At 65.5% G+C, this 20770-nt stretch carries 22 protein-coding genes; 9 read left to right on the top strand and 13 right to left on the bottom strand.

Annotated features, from left to right (window positions below; all coding sequences use genetic code 11):
• The 4 genes from IC40_RS0124815 to IC40_RS0124800 form a co-directional block, all read right to left on the bottom strand.
• Positions 1 to 1347, bottom strand: a complete 1347-nt coding sequence (locus IC40_RS0124815; RefSeq protein WP_030137363.1) for a sugar ABC transporter substrate-binding protein — start codon at positions 1345 to 1347, stop codon at positions 1 to 3.
• A 171-nt stretch (positions 1348 to 1518) separates the two neighbouring features.
• On the bottom strand, positions 1519 to 2376 hold the full coding sequence (locus IC40_RS0124810; protein WP_030137362.1) for a type IV toxin-antitoxin system AbiEi family antitoxin domain-containing protein: 858 nt from the start codon (positions 2374 to 2376) through the stop codon (positions 1519 to 1521).
• A gap of 98 nt (positions 2377 to 2474) precedes the next feature.
• A complete protein-coding gene (locus IC40_RS0124805; RefSeq protein ID WP_030137361.1) occupies positions 2475 to 3689 on the bottom strand; it encodes an acyl-CoA dehydrogenase family protein in 1215 nt (404 codons plus the stop codon).
• Complete coding sequence (locus IC40_RS0124800; protein ID WP_030137360.1) at positions 3686 to 5056, bottom strand: LLM class flavin-dependent oxidoreductase; 1371 nt, start codon at positions 5054 to 5056, stop codon at positions 3686 to 3688. Before IC40_RS0124800 ends, IC40_RS0124805 begins: the two co-directional genes overlap by 4 nt.
• Before the next feature lie 100 nt (positions 5057 to 5156).
• On the opposite strand from IC40_RS0124800, the gene IC40_RS0124795 reads away from it, so the two are divergent.
• Complete coding sequence (locus tag IC40_RS0124795; RefSeq protein WP_051644435.1) at positions 5157 to 6062, top strand: alpha/beta hydrolase fold domain-containing protein; 906 nt, start codon at positions 5157 to 5159, stop codon at positions 6060 to 6062.
• Entirely contained in the window at positions 6059 to 6565 is a 507-nt protein-coding gene (locus IC40_RS0124790) for a hypothetical protein (RefSeq protein WP_030137358.1), read from the top strand. The genes IC40_RS0124795 and IC40_RS0124790 overlap by 4 nt, the downstream gene beginning before the upstream one ends.
• A gap of 9 nt (positions 6566 to 6574) precedes the next feature.
• Here the strand turns inward: IC40_RS0124790 and IC40_RS0124785 are convergent, their stop codons facing one another.
• On the bottom strand, positions 6575 to 7402 hold the full coding sequence (locus IC40_RS0124785; RefSeq protein ID WP_030137357.1) for a sulfurtransferase: 828 nt from the start codon (positions 7400 to 7402) through the stop codon (positions 6575 to 6577).
• Between the two features lie 75 nt (positions 7403 to 7477).
• Between IC40_RS0124785 and IC40_RS0124780 the strand changes: the two genes are divergently transcribed.
• A complete protein-coding gene (locus tag IC40_RS0124780) occupies positions 7478 to 7900 on the top strand; it encodes a nitroreductase family deazaflavin-dependent oxidoreductase (protein ID WP_030137356.1) in 423 nt (140 codons plus the stop codon).
• A gap of 171 nt (positions 7901 to 8071) precedes the next feature.
• On the top strand, positions 8072 to 9304 hold the full coding sequence (locus tag IC40_RS0124775) for an alpha-hydroxy acid oxidase (protein WP_030137355.1): 1233 nt from the start codon (positions 8072 to 8074) through the stop codon (positions 9302 to 9304).
• Here the strand turns inward: IC40_RS0124775 and IC40_RS0124770 are convergent.
• The 4 genes from IC40_RS0124770 to IC40_RS0124755 form a co-directional block, all read right to left on the bottom strand.
• Positions 9301 to 10362: an AAA family ATPase gene (locus tag IC40_RS0124770; protein ID WP_030137354.1), complete on the bottom strand. Its 1062-nt coding sequence runs from the start codon at positions 10360 to 10362 to the stop codon at positions 9301 to 9303. The two genes, IC40_RS0124775 and IC40_RS0124770, sit on opposite strands and share 4 nt — an antisense overlap.
• Before the next feature lie 9 nt (positions 10363 to 10371).
• Complete coding sequence (locus tag IC40_RS0124765; RefSeq protein ID WP_030137353.1) at positions 10372 to 11409, bottom strand: aliphatic amidase; 1038 nt, start codon at positions 11407 to 11409, stop codon at positions 10372 to 10374.
• 79 nt (positions 11410 to 11488) lie between these two features.
• Positions 11489 to 12112, bottom strand: a complete 624-nt coding sequence (locus IC40_RS0124760) for an AmiS/UreI family transporter (RefSeq protein WP_030137352.1) — start codon at positions 12110 to 12112, stop codon at positions 11489 to 11491.
• A 96-nt stretch (positions 12113 to 12208) separates the two neighbouring features.
• Positions 12209 to 13285: a substrate-binding domain-containing protein gene (locus IC40_RS0124755; RefSeq protein WP_030137351.1), complete on the bottom strand. Its 1077-nt coding sequence runs from the start codon at positions 13283 to 13285 to the stop codon at positions 12209 to 12211.
• A 144-nt stretch (positions 13286 to 13429) separates the two neighbouring features.
• Here IC40_RS0124755 and IC40_RS0124750 point away from each other — a divergent pair, with 144 nt between their 5' ends.
• The 4 genes from IC40_RS0124750 (at position 13430) to IC40_RS0124735 (ending at position 16285) form a co-directional block, all read left to right on the top strand.
• The gene (locus IC40_RS0124750) at positions 13430 to 13831 is read left to right on the top strand and encodes a MarR family winged helix-turn-helix transcriptional regulator (RefSeq protein WP_234411545.1); all 402 of its coding nucleotides are present in this window, start codon (positions 13430 to 13432) and stop codon (positions 13829 to 13831) included.
• A 66-nt stretch (positions 13832 to 13897) separates the two neighbouring features.
• Positions 13898 to 14911, top strand: a complete 1014-nt coding sequence (locus IC40_RS0124745; RefSeq protein ID WP_030137349.1) for an acetamidase/formamidase family protein — start codon at positions 13898 to 13900, stop codon at positions 14909 to 14911.
• Between the two features lie 12 nt (positions 14912 to 14923).
• The gene (locus IC40_RS0124740; protein ID WP_030137348.1) at positions 14924 to 15676 is read left to right on the top strand and encodes an SDR family NAD(P)-dependent oxidoreductase; all 753 of its coding nucleotides are present in this window, start codon (positions 14924 to 14926) and stop codon (positions 15674 to 15676) included.
• Positions 15677 to 15721: 45 nt separating this feature from the next.
• Positions 15722 to 16285, top strand: coding sequence for a type 1 glutamine amidotransferase domain-containing protein (locus IC40_RS0124735; protein ID WP_030137347.1), 564 nt, complete (start codon positions 15722 to 15724; stop codon positions 16283 to 16285).
• A 14-nt stretch (positions 16286 to 16299) separates the two neighbouring features.
• On the opposite strand, the gene IC40_RS0124730 is transcribed toward IC40_RS0124735, so the two are convergent.
• From IC40_RS0124730 to IC40_RS26995, 4 genes are all read right to left on the bottom strand, one after another.
• Positions 16300 to 16914, bottom strand: coding sequence for a TenA family protein (locus IC40_RS0124730; protein ID WP_030137346.1), 615 nt, complete (start codon positions 16912 to 16914; stop codon positions 16300 to 16302).
• Positions 16911 to 17477, bottom strand: coding sequence for a TenA family protein (locus IC40_RS0124725; RefSeq protein ID WP_030137345.1), 567 nt, complete (start codon positions 17475 to 17477; stop codon positions 16911 to 16913). The genes IC40_RS0124730 and IC40_RS0124725 overlap by 4 nt, the downstream gene beginning before the upstream one ends.
• A 50-nt stretch (positions 17478 to 17527) precedes the next feature.
• Positions 17528 to 19132 carry an SLC13 family permease gene (locus IC40_RS0124720; protein ID WP_030137344.1) on the bottom strand — a complete coding sequence of 535 codons (1605 nt, stop codon included), beginning with the start codon at positions 19130 to 19132 and terminating at the stop codon, positions 17528 to 17530.
• An 89-nt stretch (positions 19133 to 19221) separates the two neighbouring features.
• A complete protein-coding gene (locus IC40_RS26995) occupies positions 19222 to 19632 on the bottom strand; it encodes a CBU_0592 family membrane protein (RefSeq protein WP_234411546.1) in 411 nt (136 codons plus the stop codon).
• 45 nt (positions 19633 to 19677) lie between these two features.
• Between IC40_RS26995 and IC40_RS0124710 the strand changes: the two genes are divergently transcribed.
• Positions 19678 to 20607: a LysR family transcriptional regulator gene (locus IC40_RS0124710; RefSeq protein WP_030137342.1), complete on the top strand. Its 930-nt coding sequence runs from the start codon at positions 19678 to 19680 to the stop codon at positions 20605 to 20607.
• The last annotated feature ends 163 nt before the right edge of the window (positions 20608 to 20770 follow it).

Here is a 20770-nt window from a genome sequence, read left to right as displayed (position 1 = left end):
TCACACCTTCTTGTACGGTGATGGACCGAGCACCGGGGTCCGGTAGTGGTCCTTGTAGAGAGCGCGGATTCGGTCGAAATCGCCATTGCGCTTGGCGTTCAGATAGGACTCCGGGTACTCGAATCCCTCGGGCTTCGGCACCCCCGGCCAGATGGTTTCGAGGTCCTCTACGGGGTAGCCGTCGAACTGCAGATCGAAATCCGTGGGATGTTCGGTGCGCGAGAGCAAGCGGACGTCGAAGGACTCCGCAATCGGCCCGTCGACATAGCGGGCCTTGAACGAACCGACGTTCTGGGCGGTGATGATCTCGGCGTGCCAGCCGTAGAAGCGTTCGGCCGCTTCGGGTTTCCACCCGTTGAGGCGATCGTGGAACTGGGCCAGTGTCACGAAAGACGGGTAGGCCGGGACATTACCGGTGGTCACCAACTGGGTGCCCTTGACGATGCGGTCGATACCGGCGGTCGAGCCGTTGGCCCCGACGACGAACACGTCCTTGCCTGGCACCTTTCCCGCGGCTTCGATACCGGCGACGACACCGGTGGCGGCGTCATCGTTGACCGCCACGATGCCGACCGTGTCGGGATAACGGGCCAGCAAGGACGCCGCGGCCCGTTGCGAGAGGTCGGCGTCATACTTCGCGTGTAGTTCTCCGGCGAAGTTGATCTTGGGGTACTTCTTCAGGGTGTCGTGCACGGCCAGCCTGCGCTGCACCTCCAGACCGTCGATCGACGGGTAGTAGCCGCCGACCCGTACGACGGTCCCCTCCTCGTTGATCTGCTTGGCCAACACATCCACGGCCTTGCTCACCGAGAGGTACTCGTCGGGCATCAGGAAAGAGTTGTACTTGTCGCCGTAACGATCGCTGTGCCAGGGCGTGTACCAGGCCGGTGAGTTCCAGGCGGCCTGGAAGAGCACGCCCCGATCGTTGGCATCATGGGCCAACGTGGGTAACGAGCCCGGGTCGTTGAGGCCGACGAAGATCGCCGTGGTCTTCTGGGTGAGAAGCTGGTTGAACTGGTTGGACTGCACGGCGGCATCGCTCTTGCCGTCCAGCACCACCGACTTGTAGCCCAGCTGCGCGGCAGCCTCTTGAAAAGCCTTGCCCCACTGCACCTGGTAATCGCCGGTGGACGACCAGTTGAGCAGCGCGATCTGGCCGTCGGTGTAGGCCACCGCCCCGCCGCGGGCGGCATCGCGGCGTCCGACGGCCGTCAGCGCGCCCGCGGAAGCCAACGCCGCGGTACTGCCGGCCAGCAGCTTGACGAACTGCCGCCTGCCCAGCCCGTAGGTATCCAGCTTCTCCAGAACGGAGTCGATGGCGCGACGGTTGTCGCTCTCGGATGTCATCGCCCAGAAGGTAGTCGGCTCAGTGGATTTCGCCGAGTATCTCGCGCAGGATAAAAATAACCGTGACTGCAACCCACGCTGAGCGAAACTCTTGCGGCGCGCGCGTGCGCCCTCACCCGCGCGTGATTTGTGGAGTCTCAGCCGCGACCATGGCGGCTAGAACTCCACAAATCACCGGGTGAGGGCACGTTGGACCTGGGCGATGACCCGACCGGGGTACTCGGTGAGGTCCAACCAGGTGAATCGCAAGACCAGATAGCCGGCAAGAATCAGCGCATTCTGTCGTACCCGGTCGTTGTTGAAATCGTCGGCATCACTGTGGAATGCCCAGCCGTCGGTTTCGAGGATCAACTTGCGGTCGACGAACACATAGTCGCCCTTGTAGCCGGCGACCGGATAGTTGGCCTTCCACCCGGTGATGCCCGCCGAGCGAAGGAGCCTGCCCAGCAATCGCTCTGCAGCAGAACGAGTTCCGTCCTCCGCGGCACGCAACAGTATTCGCGCGGCCGGTGAACCGTGGCGCCCCTTGTTGTTGAGGTGGGCCCTCCACAGCGCCCGCAGGTCGACGTGGCGTTGTAGGGCTGCGTCCATCAACGCGGCACCACCGCGACGTCGGACGGCCGCTTCGATAACCGTCAGCGGCAGAGCGGTGACCCGAAGATGGTCGGCCTCGACGATCTCCCGCGGATCGAGATCGCGGCGACGCAATCTGGTGCCGGGCTGGAAGCGAAGTCGGCATTCTCTCGGCACCGTGACCTCGACAACGTCCGGCGCGAACTGTGTGAGCCGCTGCCACCACGCCGCCGTCAGTCCGCTACCGACGGCCTGATCACCATAGGCCCAGATGCCGGCGCGAATCCGGGCCCGGTCGGTGAACTCCCGATCATCGGCGAAGTACACCCCCTTCGCGCACCGGCGCCACTGACCGGTACGCACCCGGTAGTCGATGGCGTCCTGACCCAGGCCTGCTGATCGAGCATGGGCAAGGGTGACGACGCCGTCGTGGCGACGCAAGATGTCCGCGAGCATGCTGACTTGGACGCAGCGGCCGGCCGAACGGTTCCATCGTCTGCGATTTGTGGAGTTTCAACCGCCACCATGGCGGCTGAAACTCCACAAATCACAGGTCAGAAGTAGCCGCTGCCGGGCAGTTTGGTGCCGCGGGTGAGGTAGGCGCCGATCGCCTGGGCCTTATACGACGTCGGGTTGTGCGAAGCCAGCGTGCGGATGTTGCGCCAGTGCCGGTCAAGTAGATGTGCCGCGCGCACCACCGAGGCCCCACCCACATCGAAGATCTGCGAGGCCGCCTTCTGGCCCAACGCGTCGACGACGACCTTGGCGTTGGCGGCCTGTAAGGACGCCTCGTGGGCCAGATCGAGGTTCGGGTCGGTGCCGGACACATCCGCGTCGTAGGCCGCGGCCAGGGCATCCGCTGCCGCCAGCACGGTGGCTTCGCCCGCGTACGCCGCGGCGGCGATCTCGCCGATCTCGCGTTGCAAGAGCGGATCGTCCGGCGGTGACGGGCTCGGCGCCCAGGTGAAACTGCGTGTCCGCTGATGCACATGGGCGACCGCATCATCGCGAAGCGCCCGCAGCACACCGACTTCCAACGCGGTCACGTACAACTGGAAGAACGCCCCGGAGTGGTACAGCGGCGGCCGCTCCGCACCGCTCTCCGGCGGCGCCCAGAGCAGTACCTCGTCGGCGGCGACCGCCACGTCCTCGAAGATCGCGGTGCCGGTGCCCGTCGCGCGCTGGCCGAAGCCATCCCAGTCGTCCAGCACGGTGACACCCGCCCGGTCGGTGGGCACCAGCGCGATCACCGACGCGTCATCAGGATCGCTGGCCAACACCTCGGCGTAATCGGCATACAACGTGCCGGTGGTGAAGAACTTCCTGCCGTTGAGCCGGTAGCCGTCACCGTCCGGCGTCAGCCTGGTCTGCCAGACGAATCCGCCCGCCGGGTCCGATCCCAGCTCGGTGGACGCGTTGCCGACGATGGCGCCGGACAACGCCAACTCGATCGCACGCTGTCGCACCGCACCGGAAAGCCGCAACCGCTCCTCGACGTGGGCGAAATGCCCGCGCAGGATGTGCGCGACGTTGACATCCGCAGCCGCCAGGGCGATCACGGTGGCGAAGAGTTCGCGCAGACTGGCTCCGCCGCCACCATCGGAGGCCGGGACACGAAGCGCTCCCAGCCGTTCCGACCGGATCAGGTCGATGATGCCGAACGGTCGCTCGTTGGCGCGTTCTCGTTCCAGTACGCCCTCCCCGACCCTTGCGAGCAGGGCTGCCAGTCGCGCCGAGCCGAAAGTCAGCGGTTCGGTTGTCACGGTCATCGGGTCGCATCCTGGTAGGTACGACGGTATGCGGCCGCTCGATGGGTGTCGGGGAGCCGTGGGCCGCGCCCGAAAAGCTTGTGCCGCAGCGACCCCTGCGTGTACTCGGTCTTGTAGAGACCGCGACGCTGCAGCTGCGGGATGACGTGGGCGATGAAATCCGCGAACGAACCGGGGGTGATCACGTTGGTGATGTTGAAACCGTCGACATCGGTTTCCTCGACCCAGGACTGCAGGTCGTCGGCAACGTCGCTGCCCGAGCCGACGCTGAATCCGCCCTCCGCGTCGATGGCGTGCGCGTCGACGAAGTCGCGCAGCGTCCACTGTCCCTGCCCGAACATCTGCACCGAGGATTTCAGGAACTCGTTGTCCGTGACCGCCACCGGGTCATCCAGGTCGAACCGGGACAGATCGCTGCCGAGCCAACCCGACCACAACGCCAGAGCCCCTTCGGGATCGATATAGCTGCGGAAGTCGTCGTGCCGGGCTCGGGCCGCGGCCGGAGTCGGCCCCGTCACCGCGACATGACCGTTGACGATCTTGACGTCATAGGGATCACGTCCGGCATCCGAGGCTCTGGTTCGGATATCTGCTACGGCCTCGCGCAGCAAGTCCTTTGTGGGCGCTCCGATGAAGATCACCTCGGCGTTCTGCGCCCCGAAGGATCGACCCCGGTCCGAGGCACCGGCCTGATACAGCACCGGGGTCCGCTGAGTCGACGGCTCGCACAGATGGATACCCGGCACCCGGAAATGCTCGCCGTCGTGGTCGATCGCATGGACTTTGTCCGGGTCGGCGTAATGGGCGCGCGACGGATCGGTGCCGACGGCATCATCCTCCCAGGAACCCTCCCACAGCTTGTAGAGCACCTCGGTGTACTCGTCGGCGATCTCGTAGCGGACGGCGTGCGGCGTGATGGTGTCCAGACCGTGGTTGCGCGCGGCGCTCTCCAGATACCCGGTGACGATGTTCCAGCCCACGCGCCCCTTGGTGAGATGGTCGAGCGTCGACATCCGGCGGGCGAACGAATAGGGGTGCTCGAAGGACGTCGCCGCCGTGATGCCGAACCCGAGGTGTCGTGTCGCGGCCGCCATCGCCGATACCAGCAACAGCGGATCATTCACCGGCACTTGCGTTCCGGCGCGCAGGGCCGCGTCTGGCCCACCGCCGTAGACGTCGTAGACCCCGAGCACGTCGGCGATGAACAGGCCGTCGAACAGTCCGCGTTCCAGCAGTGCCGCGAGGTCGGTCCAGTACTCCAGATCCTTGTACCGTGCCGCCTGCGATTCCGGGTGCCGCCACGTACCTGCCACGATATGAGCGACACAGTTCATGTCGAACGCGTTGAGGATGATCTGCTTGCCCACCACGCCACCATGGATCGCGGTGCGCACCGGGTCCAGCTATCCGATCGGCGCGATTCGGAGTCCGTAACGTGCCGTCACGAAACCCGCTACGGTGACAGCCATGGCGAGCCCCCGCATCACGCCGCTGGAGTACGCCCTGGCCTACCTGGCGCAACAGACCGCCCCGTTGGTCTTCCGCCCACCCGGTGTCCCCGAGCCCGCCCTGCCGGTGGGCCCGCCCGACACCGTCCTGGTGCCGACCCGGCATGGTCCGGTCCGCTGTTTCGTCTACCGGCCGCATCCGTCCGCGCCCCTGGCCGGCCCCGGCGCCCCACCGTTGCACATCGATATCCACGGCGGCGGTTTCGTGCTGCGCAACACCGCCGAGGACGCCCACATCTGCCGCTTCCTTGCTTCCGATGTGGGCTGCGCGGTGTTGGCCATCGACTACCACACGGCCCCACAAGTGCTTTTCCCGGTGGCGGAGCAGGAATGCACCGACGTCCTGCAGTGGGTGATCGACCATGCCGACCAGCAGGGCTGGGACGGTGACCGCGTCAGCGTCGGCGGCGCAAGTGCCGGTGGCAAGTTGAGCATGAACCTTGCCCAGTACGCCCACGAGGCAGGCATCGCCTTGAGAGCCGCCGTGCTGTCCTACGCGGTCGCCGACTGCACGCGCACCGGCCGCACGTCACCAAAGGCCAACCCGATCATCTCCCCGACACTTCAGAAGTTCTCCGCCAGAATGTATTTCGTTGATCCGGCGAGTCACGCCGACCCGATCGCCTCACCGTACTATGACGACGACCTGCCGGCGAAGATGCCTCCGACGCTGATCCAGACCGGCGACCTGGACACCTTGGGCCCGGAGATGATCGAGATGGCCGACCGGTTACGCGCGGGCGGTGTCGACGTCGTCCATACCGGCTATCCGACCGACCACGCGTTCAACACCCAGGGTGACCGTTCGATCATGGACGCGTCGATACGGGAGATCGCGGCCTTCTTGTCGGAGCGGCTGTCATGAGTACGGCCGAGCCTCCCGTCGAACACGTCGTCGCCGCACTGCGGGAACGGTTGTACGGCGCAATCTCATGCCTGGCGACATTGGCCGCTTTGGCCCGCTATACCGACGCCGATACCAATGCCTGGTATCGGGTGCTCGATGTCGCGGTGGCCGCGGGCGGGTTGTGGGCGGCGGCGTTGCTGGCCGAGTTCGTGGCTCGGCTCAGCGTCGAGGGAGCCGCACCGCGCGGCCGCGCAGCCTGGTCGATGTTGGCGGCCTCGGGTCAGATCATGCAGGCCGCCGCGGCACCGGCCCTGATCCTCGCGCTTGCGGGCTTCGGAGTGATGGATACCGCCACCGCGGTGTGGATCGCAATGTGGTTCCTGGTCGCCGAAATGGCCCTGATCGCTTATCTCGCGGTACGGCGGGCCGGGCTGCTCTGGTGGCAGCAGCTGCTGGCGGTGCTGCTACTGACCGCGGCGGGCGCCGTCGTGGTCGCGGTGAAGATGATCGCGCACCACTAGCCGCTCGGCTCAGCTGGTCTCGACGGGACGATCGTCGGACGACCACTGCGACCACGAACCCGGGAACAGCGCGGCGTCCACCCCCGCCGCGGCCAGCGCCGCCACCAGCACCGCGGCGGTGACACCCGAGCCGCAGTACACACCGACCTGCTCGCTTCCACCGAAGGTCCAGCCCAGCGCGGAGAGCTCGTCCTCGGAGAGCACGGTGCCGTCCTCGGTGAGAACAGCGGTGCTGGGCAGGTTTCGGGCGCCGGGAATGTGGCCGGCGACGGCGTCGACCGGTTCGACCTCGCCCCGGAAGCGCTCGGGTGCCCGGGCGTCGAGCAGATTCGGATGGACGGCGGCCTCATCAGCGGTCAAGGTCGGCATCGCGCCGGCGTACAGATCTTCGTGAACGACCACGACATCGCCGCGTTCGGGCTCGACACTCCCGGTTTCCAGGGCGTGCCCCGCGGCAGTCCACGCACCCAAGCCACCGTCGAGGATCCGTACGTCTTGGATACCGGCGGCCCGCAGGACCCACCAGGCCCGCGCGGATCCGGCCCGGTTCCAGTCGTCGTACACCACTATCGGCACCCCGCGGCGTACGCCCCAGCGCCGCGCAGCATCCTGCAGCTGCGTCCCAGACGGCAGCGGATGGCGACCGCGCCCGGTCACCGCGTGATCGCTGAGCTCGCCATCGAGGGACACGTACACCGCTGTGGGGATGTGCCCGCGCTGATGATCGGCACGACCGTCGGGCTGCATCAGCTGCCAGCGCACGTCCAGCACGGTCACCGGCTCGCCGGCAGCGAGTAGGTCTGCCAGCTCGGCTACGGTGATGAAGGCATCGGTCACGTTCTCAGCGTCCCAGATAGTGAGCCTGTCGTCGAAACCGGAAACAATGTGGCGCGATGTGGTGTTCTAGAGCCCATGGCCGAGAATCCTGAATTGAGCCCCACCGACTGGGTCCGTGAACAGACCGAACGCATCCTCGAGCAGGGCACAACCGAAGGGGTCGAGGTACTCGACCGACCGGTCGTGCTGTTCACCACCACCGGCGCCAAGTCCGGCAAGAAGCGCTACGTGCCGCTGATGCGCGTCGAGGAAAACGGCAAGTACGCCATGATCGCCTCCAAGGGTGGCGATCCCGCGCACCCCGCCTGGTATCACAATGTCAAGGCCCACCCGCAGGTCACCGCCCAAGACGGTGACAAGGTGGTCGAGCTGACCGCGCGCGAGGTCGAAGGTGACGAGCGGGCGCACTGGTGGGACCTGGCCGTGCAGGCATATCCGCCCTATGCCGAGTACCAGACCAAGACAGACCGTCAGATTCCGGTGTTCGTGCTGGAGTAGCGCCGGCGCATCCGGCGCTGTGGCGCTGCCGACCGAAATCGGTTTGGCTGCAGCGTCGGTCCGTGTGCGGGCACACGACGATGAACTCGGCCGGGGCCTGTTGCGGTAGGTTGTGTGTCGGCGCAGGCGATGCCAGAGCGTGCCCGCCGCGCCGGGTAGAAAGGTCGACACATGCAACGCCGCGTCCCGAGGATCGCCGACCTGGCTCCGTTGATGCAGTTCAAGAAGCCGGAGTTCAATGCTCGCACGCGTCGCCTGGCGGGCGCGTTGACCGTCGAGGATCTTCGCGCCATCGCCAAACGCCGAACTCCGAAGGCCGCATTCGATTACACCGACGGCTCCGCCGAGGCCGAGCTGTCGTTGGCCCGTGCCCGACAGGCCTTCCAGGACATCGAATTTCACCCGGCAATCCTGCGCGATGTGTCCAAGGTCGACACCAGCTGCACCATTCTGGGCGGTCGCTCCGAGCTGCCGTTCGGTATTGCGCCGACCGGGTTCACCCGGATGATGCAGACCGAGGGTGAGTACGCCGGAGCGCGGGCCGCGGCCCGCGCAGGCATCCCGTTCTCCCTGTCCACCATGGGCACCGCATCCATCGAAGATGTCAAGGCCGCTAATCCGCACGGACGCAATTGGTTCCAGCTGTACATGTGGAAAGACCGGGACCGTTCCATGGCGCTGGTCGAGCGGGCCGCCGCAGCCGGTTACGACACGCTACTGGTCACCGTCGACGTGCCGGTCGCCGGGGCGCGGTTGCGCGACAAGCGCAACGGGATGTCCATTCCGCCGGCACTGACAGCGAAGACGGTGCTGAACGCGATCCCACGACCACAATGGTGGATCGACTTCCTCACCACCGAACCATTGGCTTTTGCCACGCTGGACCGGTGGTCGGGCACGGTGGCCGAATTGCTGGACACCATGTTCGATCCCACCGTCACGTTCGACGATCTGGCGTGGATCAAGTCTCAATGGCCGGGCAAACTCGTCGTCAAGGGAATCCAGACCGTCGCCGATGCGCGGGCGGTGACCGATCTCGGAGTGGATGGCATCGTGCTGTCCAACCACGGCGGACGTCAACTCGATCGCGCACCGATCCCCTTCCACCTCCTACCCGAGGTGGCCGCCGCCGTCGGCGCGGATACCGAGATCATCCTGGACACCGGGATCATGTCGGGCGCCGACATCGTCGCCGCGATGGCGCTCGGTGCCCGGTTCACGCTGATCGGGCGGGCCTACCTGTACGGCCTCATGGCTGGTGGCGAGGCCGGTGTGGATCGGACGATCGAAATCCTGTCCGAGCAGATCAGCCGGACCATGCGACTGCTCGGCGTGACCGCTCTCGACGAGCTGACCCCCGAGCACGTCACCCAGTTCCGGCGGCTGATACCCCGCGAAGGTTAGGCCGGGCGCGCCACCACCACGACGCGACCGTCGACCACCGACGCCGTCAGCGACACGGGTTCCCGGCCCGCCGGGCGGGTGACAAGCAGGGCTTCGGCCACCGGTGCAACCAGCTGTTCGCGGATGGTCCTGCGCAATCCGCGCGCACCGTAGACCGGATCGAACCCACCGGCTCGCAACTCATCCAGTACCGAATCGTCCACATCCAGGTGTACAGATTCCGCCGCCAGCCGACGGCATACCAGGTCGACCTCACGCATCGTCACCTGTCGCGCAGTCGACGGCCGGAAGGGGTCGAGTACGACGGTTTCGTCGATGCGATTGAAGAACTCCGGATCGAAGAAGTCCTCGACGGCGGAGACGACCAGGCTCCGCGAGTACCGCTCGCTTGTAACGGCCTTCCTGCGCAGCCATCGCCGGTGCCGTCGACGCACGTCGTCGGCCACGTCCTTCGAACCGAGATTCGAGGTGATGAAGATGTAGCTGTTGCGGAAGGAGATGGTCTCCCGGCCGTTGGCGAGGCGCAGCTGACCATTGTCGAGCACGTGCAGTAGGGCGCGGATCACCGTGGGATCAGCCTTCTCGATCTCGTCGAGCAGTACGATGCCCGGCGTGAACGGATCACCTTCGATCTTGCTCCGATCGAACAAGGTGAACGATTCCTTGCTGCCGGCATAGCCGGGCGGGGCACCGGAAAACGATGCGGCGTAGTGCTCTTGGGCCAGCGCCGCCATGTCGATGCGGCACAGGTCGTCGGGTCCCGACCGCAATTCGGCCGCCACCTGACGGACCAGCTCGGTCTTGCCGACCCCGGTCGGACCGACCAGCAGTACGCTGGCCAGCGGCCGACCGGGATCGGTGATTCCCGCTTGGGCGATCGCCACCGCACGAGCGACGGCGTCGATGGCATCGGGTTGACCGAGGATTCTGCTGCCCAGTCGCTCACGAAACAGTCTCTGGTCGAACGCCACAGACCGATCCGGCAACGTAGCGGTGTCTCCGGTGTCGTCGTCCTGCGCGGCGTTCTGCTCGTGGTACATGTCCGTGAGAAACGGCACCAGAAACTCCTAGGCCTCGGATGTCTGTTCGACCGGCAGCGAGCCGACCCGGCAATCCGCGACGCCGACAGTGTCACGGGTGATCGACTCGACAACTTCCTGCGCCTTCTGCGCGTCGGTCACCCACAGCTTGTAGAACTCGAACGGGCAATCGGCCACACCCTTGTCACCGTCACCGGCTGCGTGCACACCCGAATAGCCGCGGTGCAGCAGTTTGAACAGATGGTTCTGTGACTGATCGTTCTGCCGCGCATCACGGATGGCAGACAGGGACAACTGGGCGAACTGGATGCCATACTCCTCCTCGCCGGTCTCGCCCAGCGTGCGGCCGTCGAATCCGATCACCGCCGAATGACCGAAATATGAATACACACCGTCGAATCCGGCGGCGTTGGCGACCGCCACATAGCAGTTGTTTGCCCAGGCCATCGCCTTTGCCATCATCACCTGCTGGTCCTTGGCCGGGTACATGTACCCCTGGCAACGCACGATCAACTCGGCACCCTTCATCGCGCAATCGCGCCAGATCTCGGGGTAGTTGCCGTCATCGCAGATGATCAGCGAAATCTTCATCCCCTTCGGCCCCTGGGTCACATACGTGGTGTCACCGGGGTACCAGCCCTCGATCGGGCACCACGGAAGGATCTTCCGGTACTTCTGCACGATCTCCCCGGTGTCGTCGATCAGCACCAGGGTGTTGTAGGGCGGCTTGTTCGGGTGGTCCTCGTGTCGCTCGCCGGTGATGGAGAAGACGCCCCAGGTCTTTGCCTTCCGGCAGGCGGCGGCGAAGATGTCGGTCTCGTCGCCGGGAACGGTGGCGGCGGTGGCGTACATCTCATCGGGGTCGTACATGATGCCCTGCGTCGAATACTCCGGGAAGACAACGAGATCCATACCGGGCAGTCCGGACTTCATCCCGACGATCATGTCGGCGATCTTGCGAGCGTTGTCCAGAACCTGCTCCTTGGTGTGCAGTCTGGGCATCTTGTAGTTGACGACCGCGACACCGACGGTATCCGGACTGGACGAGATGTCACCGTGACGCATGATGCTTCTCCTTCTGTTTGGTGAAAATGGTTTTCGAACAATTGGTTTGACGCGCTATTGGCCCTTTCCGGGGCAGGCGTCAGCGGTATGCCGCACCGGCGGCCACGGGGACCTGACGCGGTCCGGGGCTGAGCAGTTTGGCGATCAGGAGCAGTGCTGCGAGCCCGATCGCCCACCCGAGGGCAAGCGCTCCCGAGGTCTGGTAGGTGCCGGTGAGCGCCAGGAAGGCCGGCGCCGCGCAGGTGGGAAGGCTCAGCAGGGTCACCGCCCAACCGGTGAAGCGGGTCAGTTCCTCGCGACGCAGGCCCAGCACGAGGAAGAACAGGAACCACAGGACCGACCACGACAACCAGATCACACCGAATACGGGGTCACCGGACACCGTGAACGACAGGATCGAATAGACGACAGCCGCGCCCGAGACGAACAGCGAGAACCAGCCCAGCCCTTCGGGTTCGAGTCCGGCGAGGTTGACCACACCGACGTAGAGATAGGTGAACCCGAACAGATACAGACCGGATGCGGCGAGCACGGCAGCGGGGTCACCGGCGTTCTGGATGAGCATCACGGTCGGGACGACACATTGCAGCGCTCCCACGAAGAGGTTAAGCACTGCCGCGGAACGGGCGGGCACGCGCCCGAGCAGCATCAGACCGTTGACGAAAAGTACTGCGCCGACATAGAGCAATCCGACATAGTTCACTCGACACCTCGTCATTGATTTCATCTGGATTATCTCCAAATGAAAGTATGTGAGCCGGGCCACAGTGTCAAGGGCGCGTGGCGGTCCGCGATCGATTCAGCGTCGCGACAGCGTGGTGAGCACCTCGAAGTCGAACCCGTCGGCGATCGCCAGGTGCACTGGCTGCGATGTTCCGTCGTACCGGAATTTGACAGTGCCCCTTGGGCTCTCATACGAGATCTCGTCCGCGGTGGCGATATCGGTCAGCCGGCCGACCCGATGGATGAGTCGGGCAAGCAGCTGCGGTCCCTCGTAGCACGACTCGGCGATTCCGCTCAGCGGAGGCGCGGCCGTACCGTGCAACTCCAGATAGCGGCCCAGCAGTTCCATCGGGCCGGCACCTACAATCGAGCGAAAATAGGATGCTGACGAGAAGAGTCGACGTGTGCCGTCATCACCACTGGCCAGCAGCATGCTCTCATCCATCAGTGGGCTGAACCGCAAGAACGCCGCATCGGCGCCCATTTCGGCGCATGTGCGGTTGAACTCGATGGCGTCGTGGCCGACCAGCAACATCAGAACGGCATCACAACCTGATGCCACCGCCGCGCGGACCACCTCTGTCATATCGGCACTGCCGAGATCGACGAACCGACCGCCGACGATGTCCAGATCGAGTTCGCGTGCGTAGCGGCGCACCGAATCCATCGACGATCGCGGCCAGACATAATCATCACCGACGATGAACCACCTACGCGCACCGAGATTGTCGCGAAGCCATCGCAACGCCGGAGCGATCTGCGCGTCCGGGGTCTCCCCGCAGCAGTAGATATCGCGCCGCCGCTCGCCCCCTTCGTACAACGCCGGGTACGCATAGGGCACCCGTCCGGCGACCACCGGCGCGAGCGCGTTACGCACCGAAGAGATGTGCCAGCCGCTGACCGCGTCGATGCGGCCGGATCTGATGAGCGCATCGATCCGGTCCGCGACCACGACAGGCGCCGCTCCCCCGTCGACAACCTCGACCTGCACTTCCCGGCCAAGGACACCGCCCGCGGCATTGAGGTCCTGGGCGACGAGGTGACTGACGGCCTCGCAGGCGGGTCCGAAAATCCCGCCCGGTCCTTGGAGCGGGACGACCATGGCTATCCGCCAACGCTCGGGGTCGCCACCTGCCGAGGGCGGACCCGTCATCTTCTCGTCCTCACCTGTGCTTACGGGCGTACAACTGCTATCGTTTTCAACTGGAAGTATCGCGCGCTTCACACGCGATCGGCAAGGTTTGAGGGGATATTCGTCATGTCGAGCGCGTCGCCGGCAAAGGATGCAGGCAATTCGATGGCACTCGTCGTGATGCGCGCTGCCCGACGCCTCGGTGCCGACCTGGAAGCCGAACTGCAGGGTACCGATCTCGGGTTGGACCATTGGCTCGTCATCGCCGCCCTGGCATCCGGTGACGGCTTGACGATGGCCGAACTGCAGGCCACCACGCAGATCGCCGGGCCGACCCAGACCCGCGTGGTCGACAAGCTGGTGTCCCGTTCGCTGGTGTACCGCGAGGTCGATGAGTTCGACCGCCGCAAGGTGCGGGTGTATCTCAGCGCACGCGGCACCGCATTGCACGATGAACTGCGTCCGGCCATGGCGGCTGTCGAACGCAGCTGGCTGGATGTTGACGGCCCGGCAGTCCGGGTCAGCATCGGCGGAAGACAGCGGACGAAGAGTCGGGCTACTCGGTAACACTGCACTGCAACATCTTTCGGACATCGGTGGCGCGCACGGGCGCGGTGCGACAAGGATGGAGCCATGGACCACATCACCTTCGTCCCGACACCCGAGCAGTTCGCCTTCACCTTCGGCGGTGCCGAACCGGTCATGCGGATCAAGCCACGGACGGCCCTGCGATTGTGGACCGAGGATGCCTACGGTGGGCGCATCACCAGCGCCGATGACATCGCCAGTTCCGCACTGGACACCGAGGACCTCAACCCGCAGACCGGTCCGTTCTGGATCGAGGGTGCCGAACCGGGCGATACGCTCGCCGTGCATCTGGTGGACCTGACTCCGGCCCGCGGCTGGGGTGCGTCCACCCTGATCCCGTTCTTCGGCGGATTGACCAGTGTTCCGGTCAACCCGACACTTCAGGAACCGCTGCCCGAACGCACCTGGATCTACGAATACGATTCGGCGACCCACACCGTCGGCTTCTCGGCGCACGGCAGCAACTTCGAAGTCGCACTACCGGCCAACCCGATGCTCGGCACGGTGGGGGTGGCCCCTGCCCGCCGAGAGGTGCGCACCTCGTTGGTACCCGACGTGTTCGGCGGCAACATGGACACCCCGGAGATGACCGCAGGCGCAACCTGTTACCTGCGGGTCAACGTGCCTGGTGCCCTGTTCTCCCTCGGCGACGGTCATTACCGCCAGGGTGAGGGCGAGTCGTGCGGCACGGCCGTGGAGGGCGCCATGAACGTCACGGCGATCGTCGACCTGATCAAGGGTGGCGGTCCCGCGTGGCCGCGACTGGAGACCGATACCCACCTGATGTGTATCGGCTCGGGCCGCCCGCTGGAGGAGGCCTGGCGGGCCGGACAGGTCGAGATGATCACCTGGCTCGGGGAGCTCTACGGGCTGGACCGCTTCGACGCCTACCAGCTGCTGACCCAGATCTCGTTGGCACCGATCGCGAACGTCGTCGACACCAACTACAGTTCGGTGACGAAGATCGAAAAGAAGCTGTTGCCCACCGCCGCGGCATATGGCGGTGTGCATGCCGAGCTTCGTTCTGCCGCAAAAACTCTGGGCAGCATCACCTACTGAGGAGCAGGACCGATGGATCTCGGACTCAAGGGCAAGCGTTTCGCGGTCACCGGCGGTACCCGCGGTATCGGGCGGGCGGTGGTCGAGGGCCTCCTCGCCGAGGGGGCGACGGTGGCCTTCTGCGCCCGCACCTCCGAGGCTGTTGCCACGGCCCAGCAGGAACTCGGCAGTGGTGCCATCGGAACGGCTGTCGATGTCGGCGCCACCGCCGCCCTCGCGGCCTGGGTGGATGCAAGTGCCGAGGCGCTCGGCGGTCTGGACGGCGTGGTGGCCAATGTCAGCGCCCTGGCCATCCCGGAGTCGGCGGACAACTGGCGCACCAGCTTCGAGGTCGATCTGATGGGCACCATCGGTCTGGTCGATGCCGCGCTGCCGCATCTGCACGCAAGCAATTCCGGCTCAATCGTGACCATCTCGAGCGTCTCCGGGCGCGAAATCGATTTTGCTGCAGGACCTTACGGCACCATGAAAGCCGCAATCATCCACTACACGCAGGGACTGGCTTACCAGCTGGCCGGCAAAGGCGTACGGGCCAACACCGTCAGTCCGGGCAACACGTACTTCCCCGACGGGGTCTGGTCATCGATCGAGCAGAACGACCCGGAACTGTTCGCGACCGCACTCGCGCTGAATCCGACGGGACGGATGGCCACGCCCCGGGAGGTCGCCAACGCCGTGGTATTTCTGTCCAGCCCGGCCGCCGGCTTCATCACCGGGACCAATCTGCTGGTCGATGGTGCGCTGACCCGCGGCGTGCAGTTCTGAATCCCCGGGTGTTTGGCCGCGTCGCGGCCGTGGAATCCAGATCGGATGACTGATGAACATGCCCCACTCGCCGACAAGAGCGTTGCCATCCTCGCTACCGACGGTGTCGAACGCCTCGAGTTGACCGAACCGCGTGACGCGTTGGACAAAGCCGGCGCCACCGTGACCCTCCTGTCACTGCAGGACGGCGACATTTCCGCGCGTGATCACGATCTGGAACCGTCCGGCAATTATCACGTCGACGGCCTGGTCAAGGACGCCCGCGCGGATGAGTACGACGGGCTCGTCATACCCGGCGGCACCGTGAATGCGGACAAGCTGCGCTCCGATGACGACGCCGTGGCCTTCGTCCGAGCATTCGTCGAATCGGGTAAACCGGTTGGCGTGATCTGCCACGGACCGTGGACGCTGGTCGAGGCCGGTGTGGCCAAGGGTCGCACCCTCACCTCTTATCCCAGTCTGCGCACCGACTTGCGCAACGCGGGTGCCACAGTGGTCGACGAGGAGGTCGTCGTTGACGGCAACCTGATCACCAGCCGGTCACCCGATGATCTGCCCGCATTCTGCGCGGCGGTGGTCGATGCGATCGCCCACGGTTCGCAGGCGTAGTCACCGGTAGCGGTTCAGGCGCTGTACGCGGCGGTGAAGAACTGGAGTTCCAAGCGCATCGCGCGGCGATAGGCCTCCCGTACCGCCGGGACATCCTCGCCGTGTTGATCCAGTAGCCTCTCCAAAAGCGCTGCCACCGCTTCGAACTCAGGGTCGGCGTAGGTCTGCACCCACTCCGCGTAGGGCCCGGCTTTGTCGGCGTCCAGCATGGAACCGATGTGCGCATAGAGCCGCATACAGGGGGTCATCGCCGCGCAGATGACTCCGAGTTCGCCGGTGGCTGCGGTGGCCAGCAGGAATTCGGTGTAGGCCAAAGTCGCCGAAGCCGGTTGGACGGCCGCCATATCGATATGCCACCGGGCGGCATAAGAGTCATGCAGACGCAGTTCCTCACGGACGCCGGCGAGGAGATCGGCGAAGGTCAGCAGCGAATCCGTATCTGGGCTGCGTACTAGGGCCAACGCATAAGCGCGCGCGAAGGATTCGAGGAAGAAAGCATCCTGTGCGACGTACCCGGCGAAGGCGGCTCGGTCCAGCGATCCGTCACCGATCCCCCGCACGAAGGGGTTGTCCAGAACCTCGGCAACGATGTCGGCATTGGCCGCCCACAACTGTGCTGACAGACTCATGACGCGTCCGCCAAGGCCATGTTCCAGAATTCGACCTCCAGCCGGAGCACCTCGTCGACCAGATCGGCGTGACGTTGCGGCTCTGCCAGCTCGGCCAGGCCATCGACATACTCGGCGAATTCCGGAACCGTCCAGTGGTCGATGAATTCGGAGTACGGCGAGTCGGCGGATTTCGCGGAGGTCCAGCCCAACAGGTAGACGCGCTCGATGACCCACAGGCCGGTGGCGGCGGCCTCGAACGGCTCATTGTCCAACCGCCGCAACAACTCACGGTAGGCCAGCGTGGTCGGTAACGGTTCGGGGTCCGGGGCCAACCCGCGGTCGGCGGCATGGCCGTCGAACCAGTCCAACTCGGCGACCAGCGCCGTGCATCCGCCGGCCAACACACCCTGCGCCGAGCGCGGAGCACGGGCCAGCAGGCGCGCCTGGAAGGTCAGCAGGTCGGCGACGAACAGCGCGTCCTGAGACAGCCACCGGTCGAAGGATGATGCGGCGACGGTTCCCTCACGCACCGCTTCGAGGAACGGGTGACGGGTCGCGGCGGCCCAGAGGTCATCAGACACGCCGACGAGACTAGCCGCTGCGTATCATTCCCGGCGCCGCTGACACCGCGTCACGCGCCGAGACCGAGCACCGCGACCATCAACGGCAACAACGCGATGATCAGAATCGCGCCGGCAATGTCGAAGGTCACCCCGGAGCGGATCATGGTGGTGATGGGCACGGCGCCGGAGCCATAGACGATGGCGTTCTGCGGCGTGGACACGGGCAGCATGAACCCGAACGAGGCGGCGAATGTGGCGGCCAACGCCGGGACGAACGGGTTGACCCCGGCTGCGACGGCGATGGGGATGACAATGGGCACGACGACGGCGGCCGCGGCGGTGTTGCTCGTCGTCTCCGATACGACGATGGCCAGCAGGACCGCGAAGATCGTGATGGCCAGCACGCTGGTGAAACCGAGACCGTCGGCCACCGACGTACCGATGGTCTCGGCGAGTCCGGTGTCGGCGAGCAATGAACCGAAGATGATGCCGGTACCGAAAAGCACGATGGTGCCCCAATCGATGGCCGCAGCATCCTTCCAGCGCAGGGTGAACTCGCGCTGCTGCCAGTCGGTGGGCAGCAGGAACAGCAGCGCCGCACCGAAGACTGCGACCGTGCCCTCGTCGAGACGGTCGCTGACGATCGTGTAGACGTCCGAGTCGTTGCCGAAGATGAGGGCGATGACGCCCGGCAGTACCCACAGCGTGACCGTGATTCCGAAGGCGATCAGGGTGTTCTTCTCCGCACGAGACAGCGTCCCCATCTCTGCACGCTGCTCGGCCACGTACTCCGTGACGCCCTCGATCCGCTTGAGTTCGGGCTTGTTGATCCTGATGAGGACGAGGGCCAGTACGAGGAACATGGCCAGACAGATCGGGGCGGCCAGCACCATCCACTGTCCGAAGCTGATCTTCTCCCCGGTCGCCTCCTCGATGAGTCCGCGCCCGATCAGGTTGGGCGGGCTGCCGACCGGGGTGAGCAGTCCTCCCACACTGGCCGAATAGGCGAGCATGAGCATGATCGCGGCACCCATTTTGAGCCTCAGGGGATCGAAGTCGTCGGCGACCTTTCCCTGGGCCTGCAGGATTTTCGCGACGACGCCGATGATGCCGATCGCGGTCGGCAACAGCATCGCGACCGTGGCCGTGTTGGATACGAACGCCGACAACAGACAGGTGATCGCACCGAATGCCAGGATCACGCCGGTGGTCGACTGCCCGACCCGCGGCAACGCCAGGATGCGGAAGGCGAATCTGCGGGCCAGACCGTGCTTGAGCATGGCTTGCGCCAAGATGAACGCGCCGATGAAGGTGAAGACCGTCGATGATCCGAAAGGCGCCAACACCTCGTCGACGGGGGCCACGCCGAGGAACACGATGACGGCGACTCCGAGGAGGCCGCCGATGGGAATGGGGATCGGCTCGGTCACCCACAGCACGATCACTGCGAGCAGCACGCCGGCCAGCGTCTGCTGTTGCGGAGGGATATCCAGCGGCAGCAGCAGGAACACGGCGGCCACGACCGGCGCGAGGAACAAACCCGTCGTGCGGCGGCCTCTCTCGAACCGTTCTTCCTGTGGACTGAGCCGTTGCTCACCCAGACTTCGGTAGGTGGAACCACCCATCAAGGCACTGTCGACATCGGTCTTCTTCACAGGCTGCTCTGTGGTCATGGCCTCTCCTGCACGTCACGCCGATGTGGCGCAGGTCACTTGTGACCTAGGAGATGTGCCCGCTCAGCGCGTGCGGTAATCCTGTGCGCTCAGGTGCAGGTCTGCACCTCGGCGGCGACGGGCGCGACCTGCGTGCCCGGGGCGGTGATGACCCGCCGAAGCGAGTAGCGGGGCGCAGGAACGGTCGAGACGAGCACCAGACGGTGGTGGCGCACCTCGCGCAGATGGGTTGCCATGGACGCGACCCCGATCATCGCCCAGACGAGGTTCGATGCAGCGCTCGGCCAGGCGCCGTACATTGCGGCGGCCGCGCCAGCCATCAGGCCACCCGTGATGTTGAGCGCTGCGTAGCGGCGCGACTTCCCGCCGAGCCAACCACGACTGACCGCCAGGTACGCAAACAACGTGCCTGCCGCCCCGAACCAACCGAGGGTTGCCGCAATCATCAAAACCGCCTTCATGCCAACCAAAGCCAGCAGAAGTATCAGTGCCGTGCGCATTAAACACAATTGAATAGATGTGTACTGTCAGTGTAGTTTTTCTGAATGAATATCGATCCGCGTCGGCTGCGCTATCTGCTGGCGGTGGCTCGCGAGGGCGGCGTCCTCGCAGCGGCCGATGACTTGCAGATGACACCGTCGGCGGTGTCGCAGCAGATCACCCGGTTGGAACGGGAGACCGACCGTGTCCTGATCACCCGCACCACCAACGGTTCGGTGCTCACCCACGAGGGCCAGATCCTGGCCGAGGCCGCCCAGCAGATCGAACGTGCACTCGCCGAGGCACAGTTGCAGCTCGAGCGAGGCGAAGCCGAGATCCACGGCACGATGCGCCTCGGCGGGTTCCAGAGTTTCCTGTCGGTGGTGATCGCGCCGATGCTCCCGGAGTGGCGCCACCAACTGCCCGGTATCCGGTTCGAGGTCGTCGAGGCCGACCAGGAACCGCTGATGCGCTCCCTCAAGGATGGCGAATTGGACGCCGCCATCGTCGAATTGGACTCCGCGGACATCCCGAAGCGCCCTCCGGCGGGCATCGTCGAGGTACCGCTGCTCGACGAGCCGTGGAAGCTGGTCGTGCCGGCCGGCACCTTGGCTACCGATGTGACCGAGCTGGGACGCTTGCCATTGCCGTGGGTCGGTGTAGAGCCGTCGTCGGCCACGGCTCGCGCGGCTGCACGGCTGAGCCGCTCCATCGGGCTGAACCAGCCGATCGTGCATCGCTACTTCGGCACCCAGACGGCCTTGGCGCTGGTGGCCGCCGGCGAGGGCATGACGCTGATCCCGATGCTTGCGCTGCGCGGCATGCCGCAGGACGGTGTCGAGACGGTCGACGTGCCAGGCCTGGGGACCCGCCGCGTGGTGCTGCGCAGTTATGCGCGCGGCAAGCACGCGGGCGCGGTGCTCGATGCCGTACTCGCACTCATCCACGAGGCAGTGCTGAAGATCACCGCCGACGAGGCGGCGCAGGTCTCCTGATGGGACGACCCAGCTTCTCTGTTCAGTTGTCAAGGTGCGCTGTGGCTTTGGGTTATGCGGCGGCGGGTAGGTCGGTCAGGGTGCGGCGGGCGTGGGACCGTAGATGCGCCGGTTCGGGTCCGCCGGGTGTGTGGGGTGGGATGAACCAGGGGTGGCGGTCGCG

Origin of the sequence: Mycolicibacterium neoaurum ATCC 25795 (assembly GCF_000691525.1) — a bacterium.
In the GTDB taxonomy this organism is placed as follows: Bacteria; Actinomycetota; Actinomycetes; order Mycobacteriales; family Mycobacteriaceae; genus Mycobacterium; species Mycobacterium neoaurum.
This window is presented reverse-complemented; position numbering and strand designations above follow the sequence as displayed.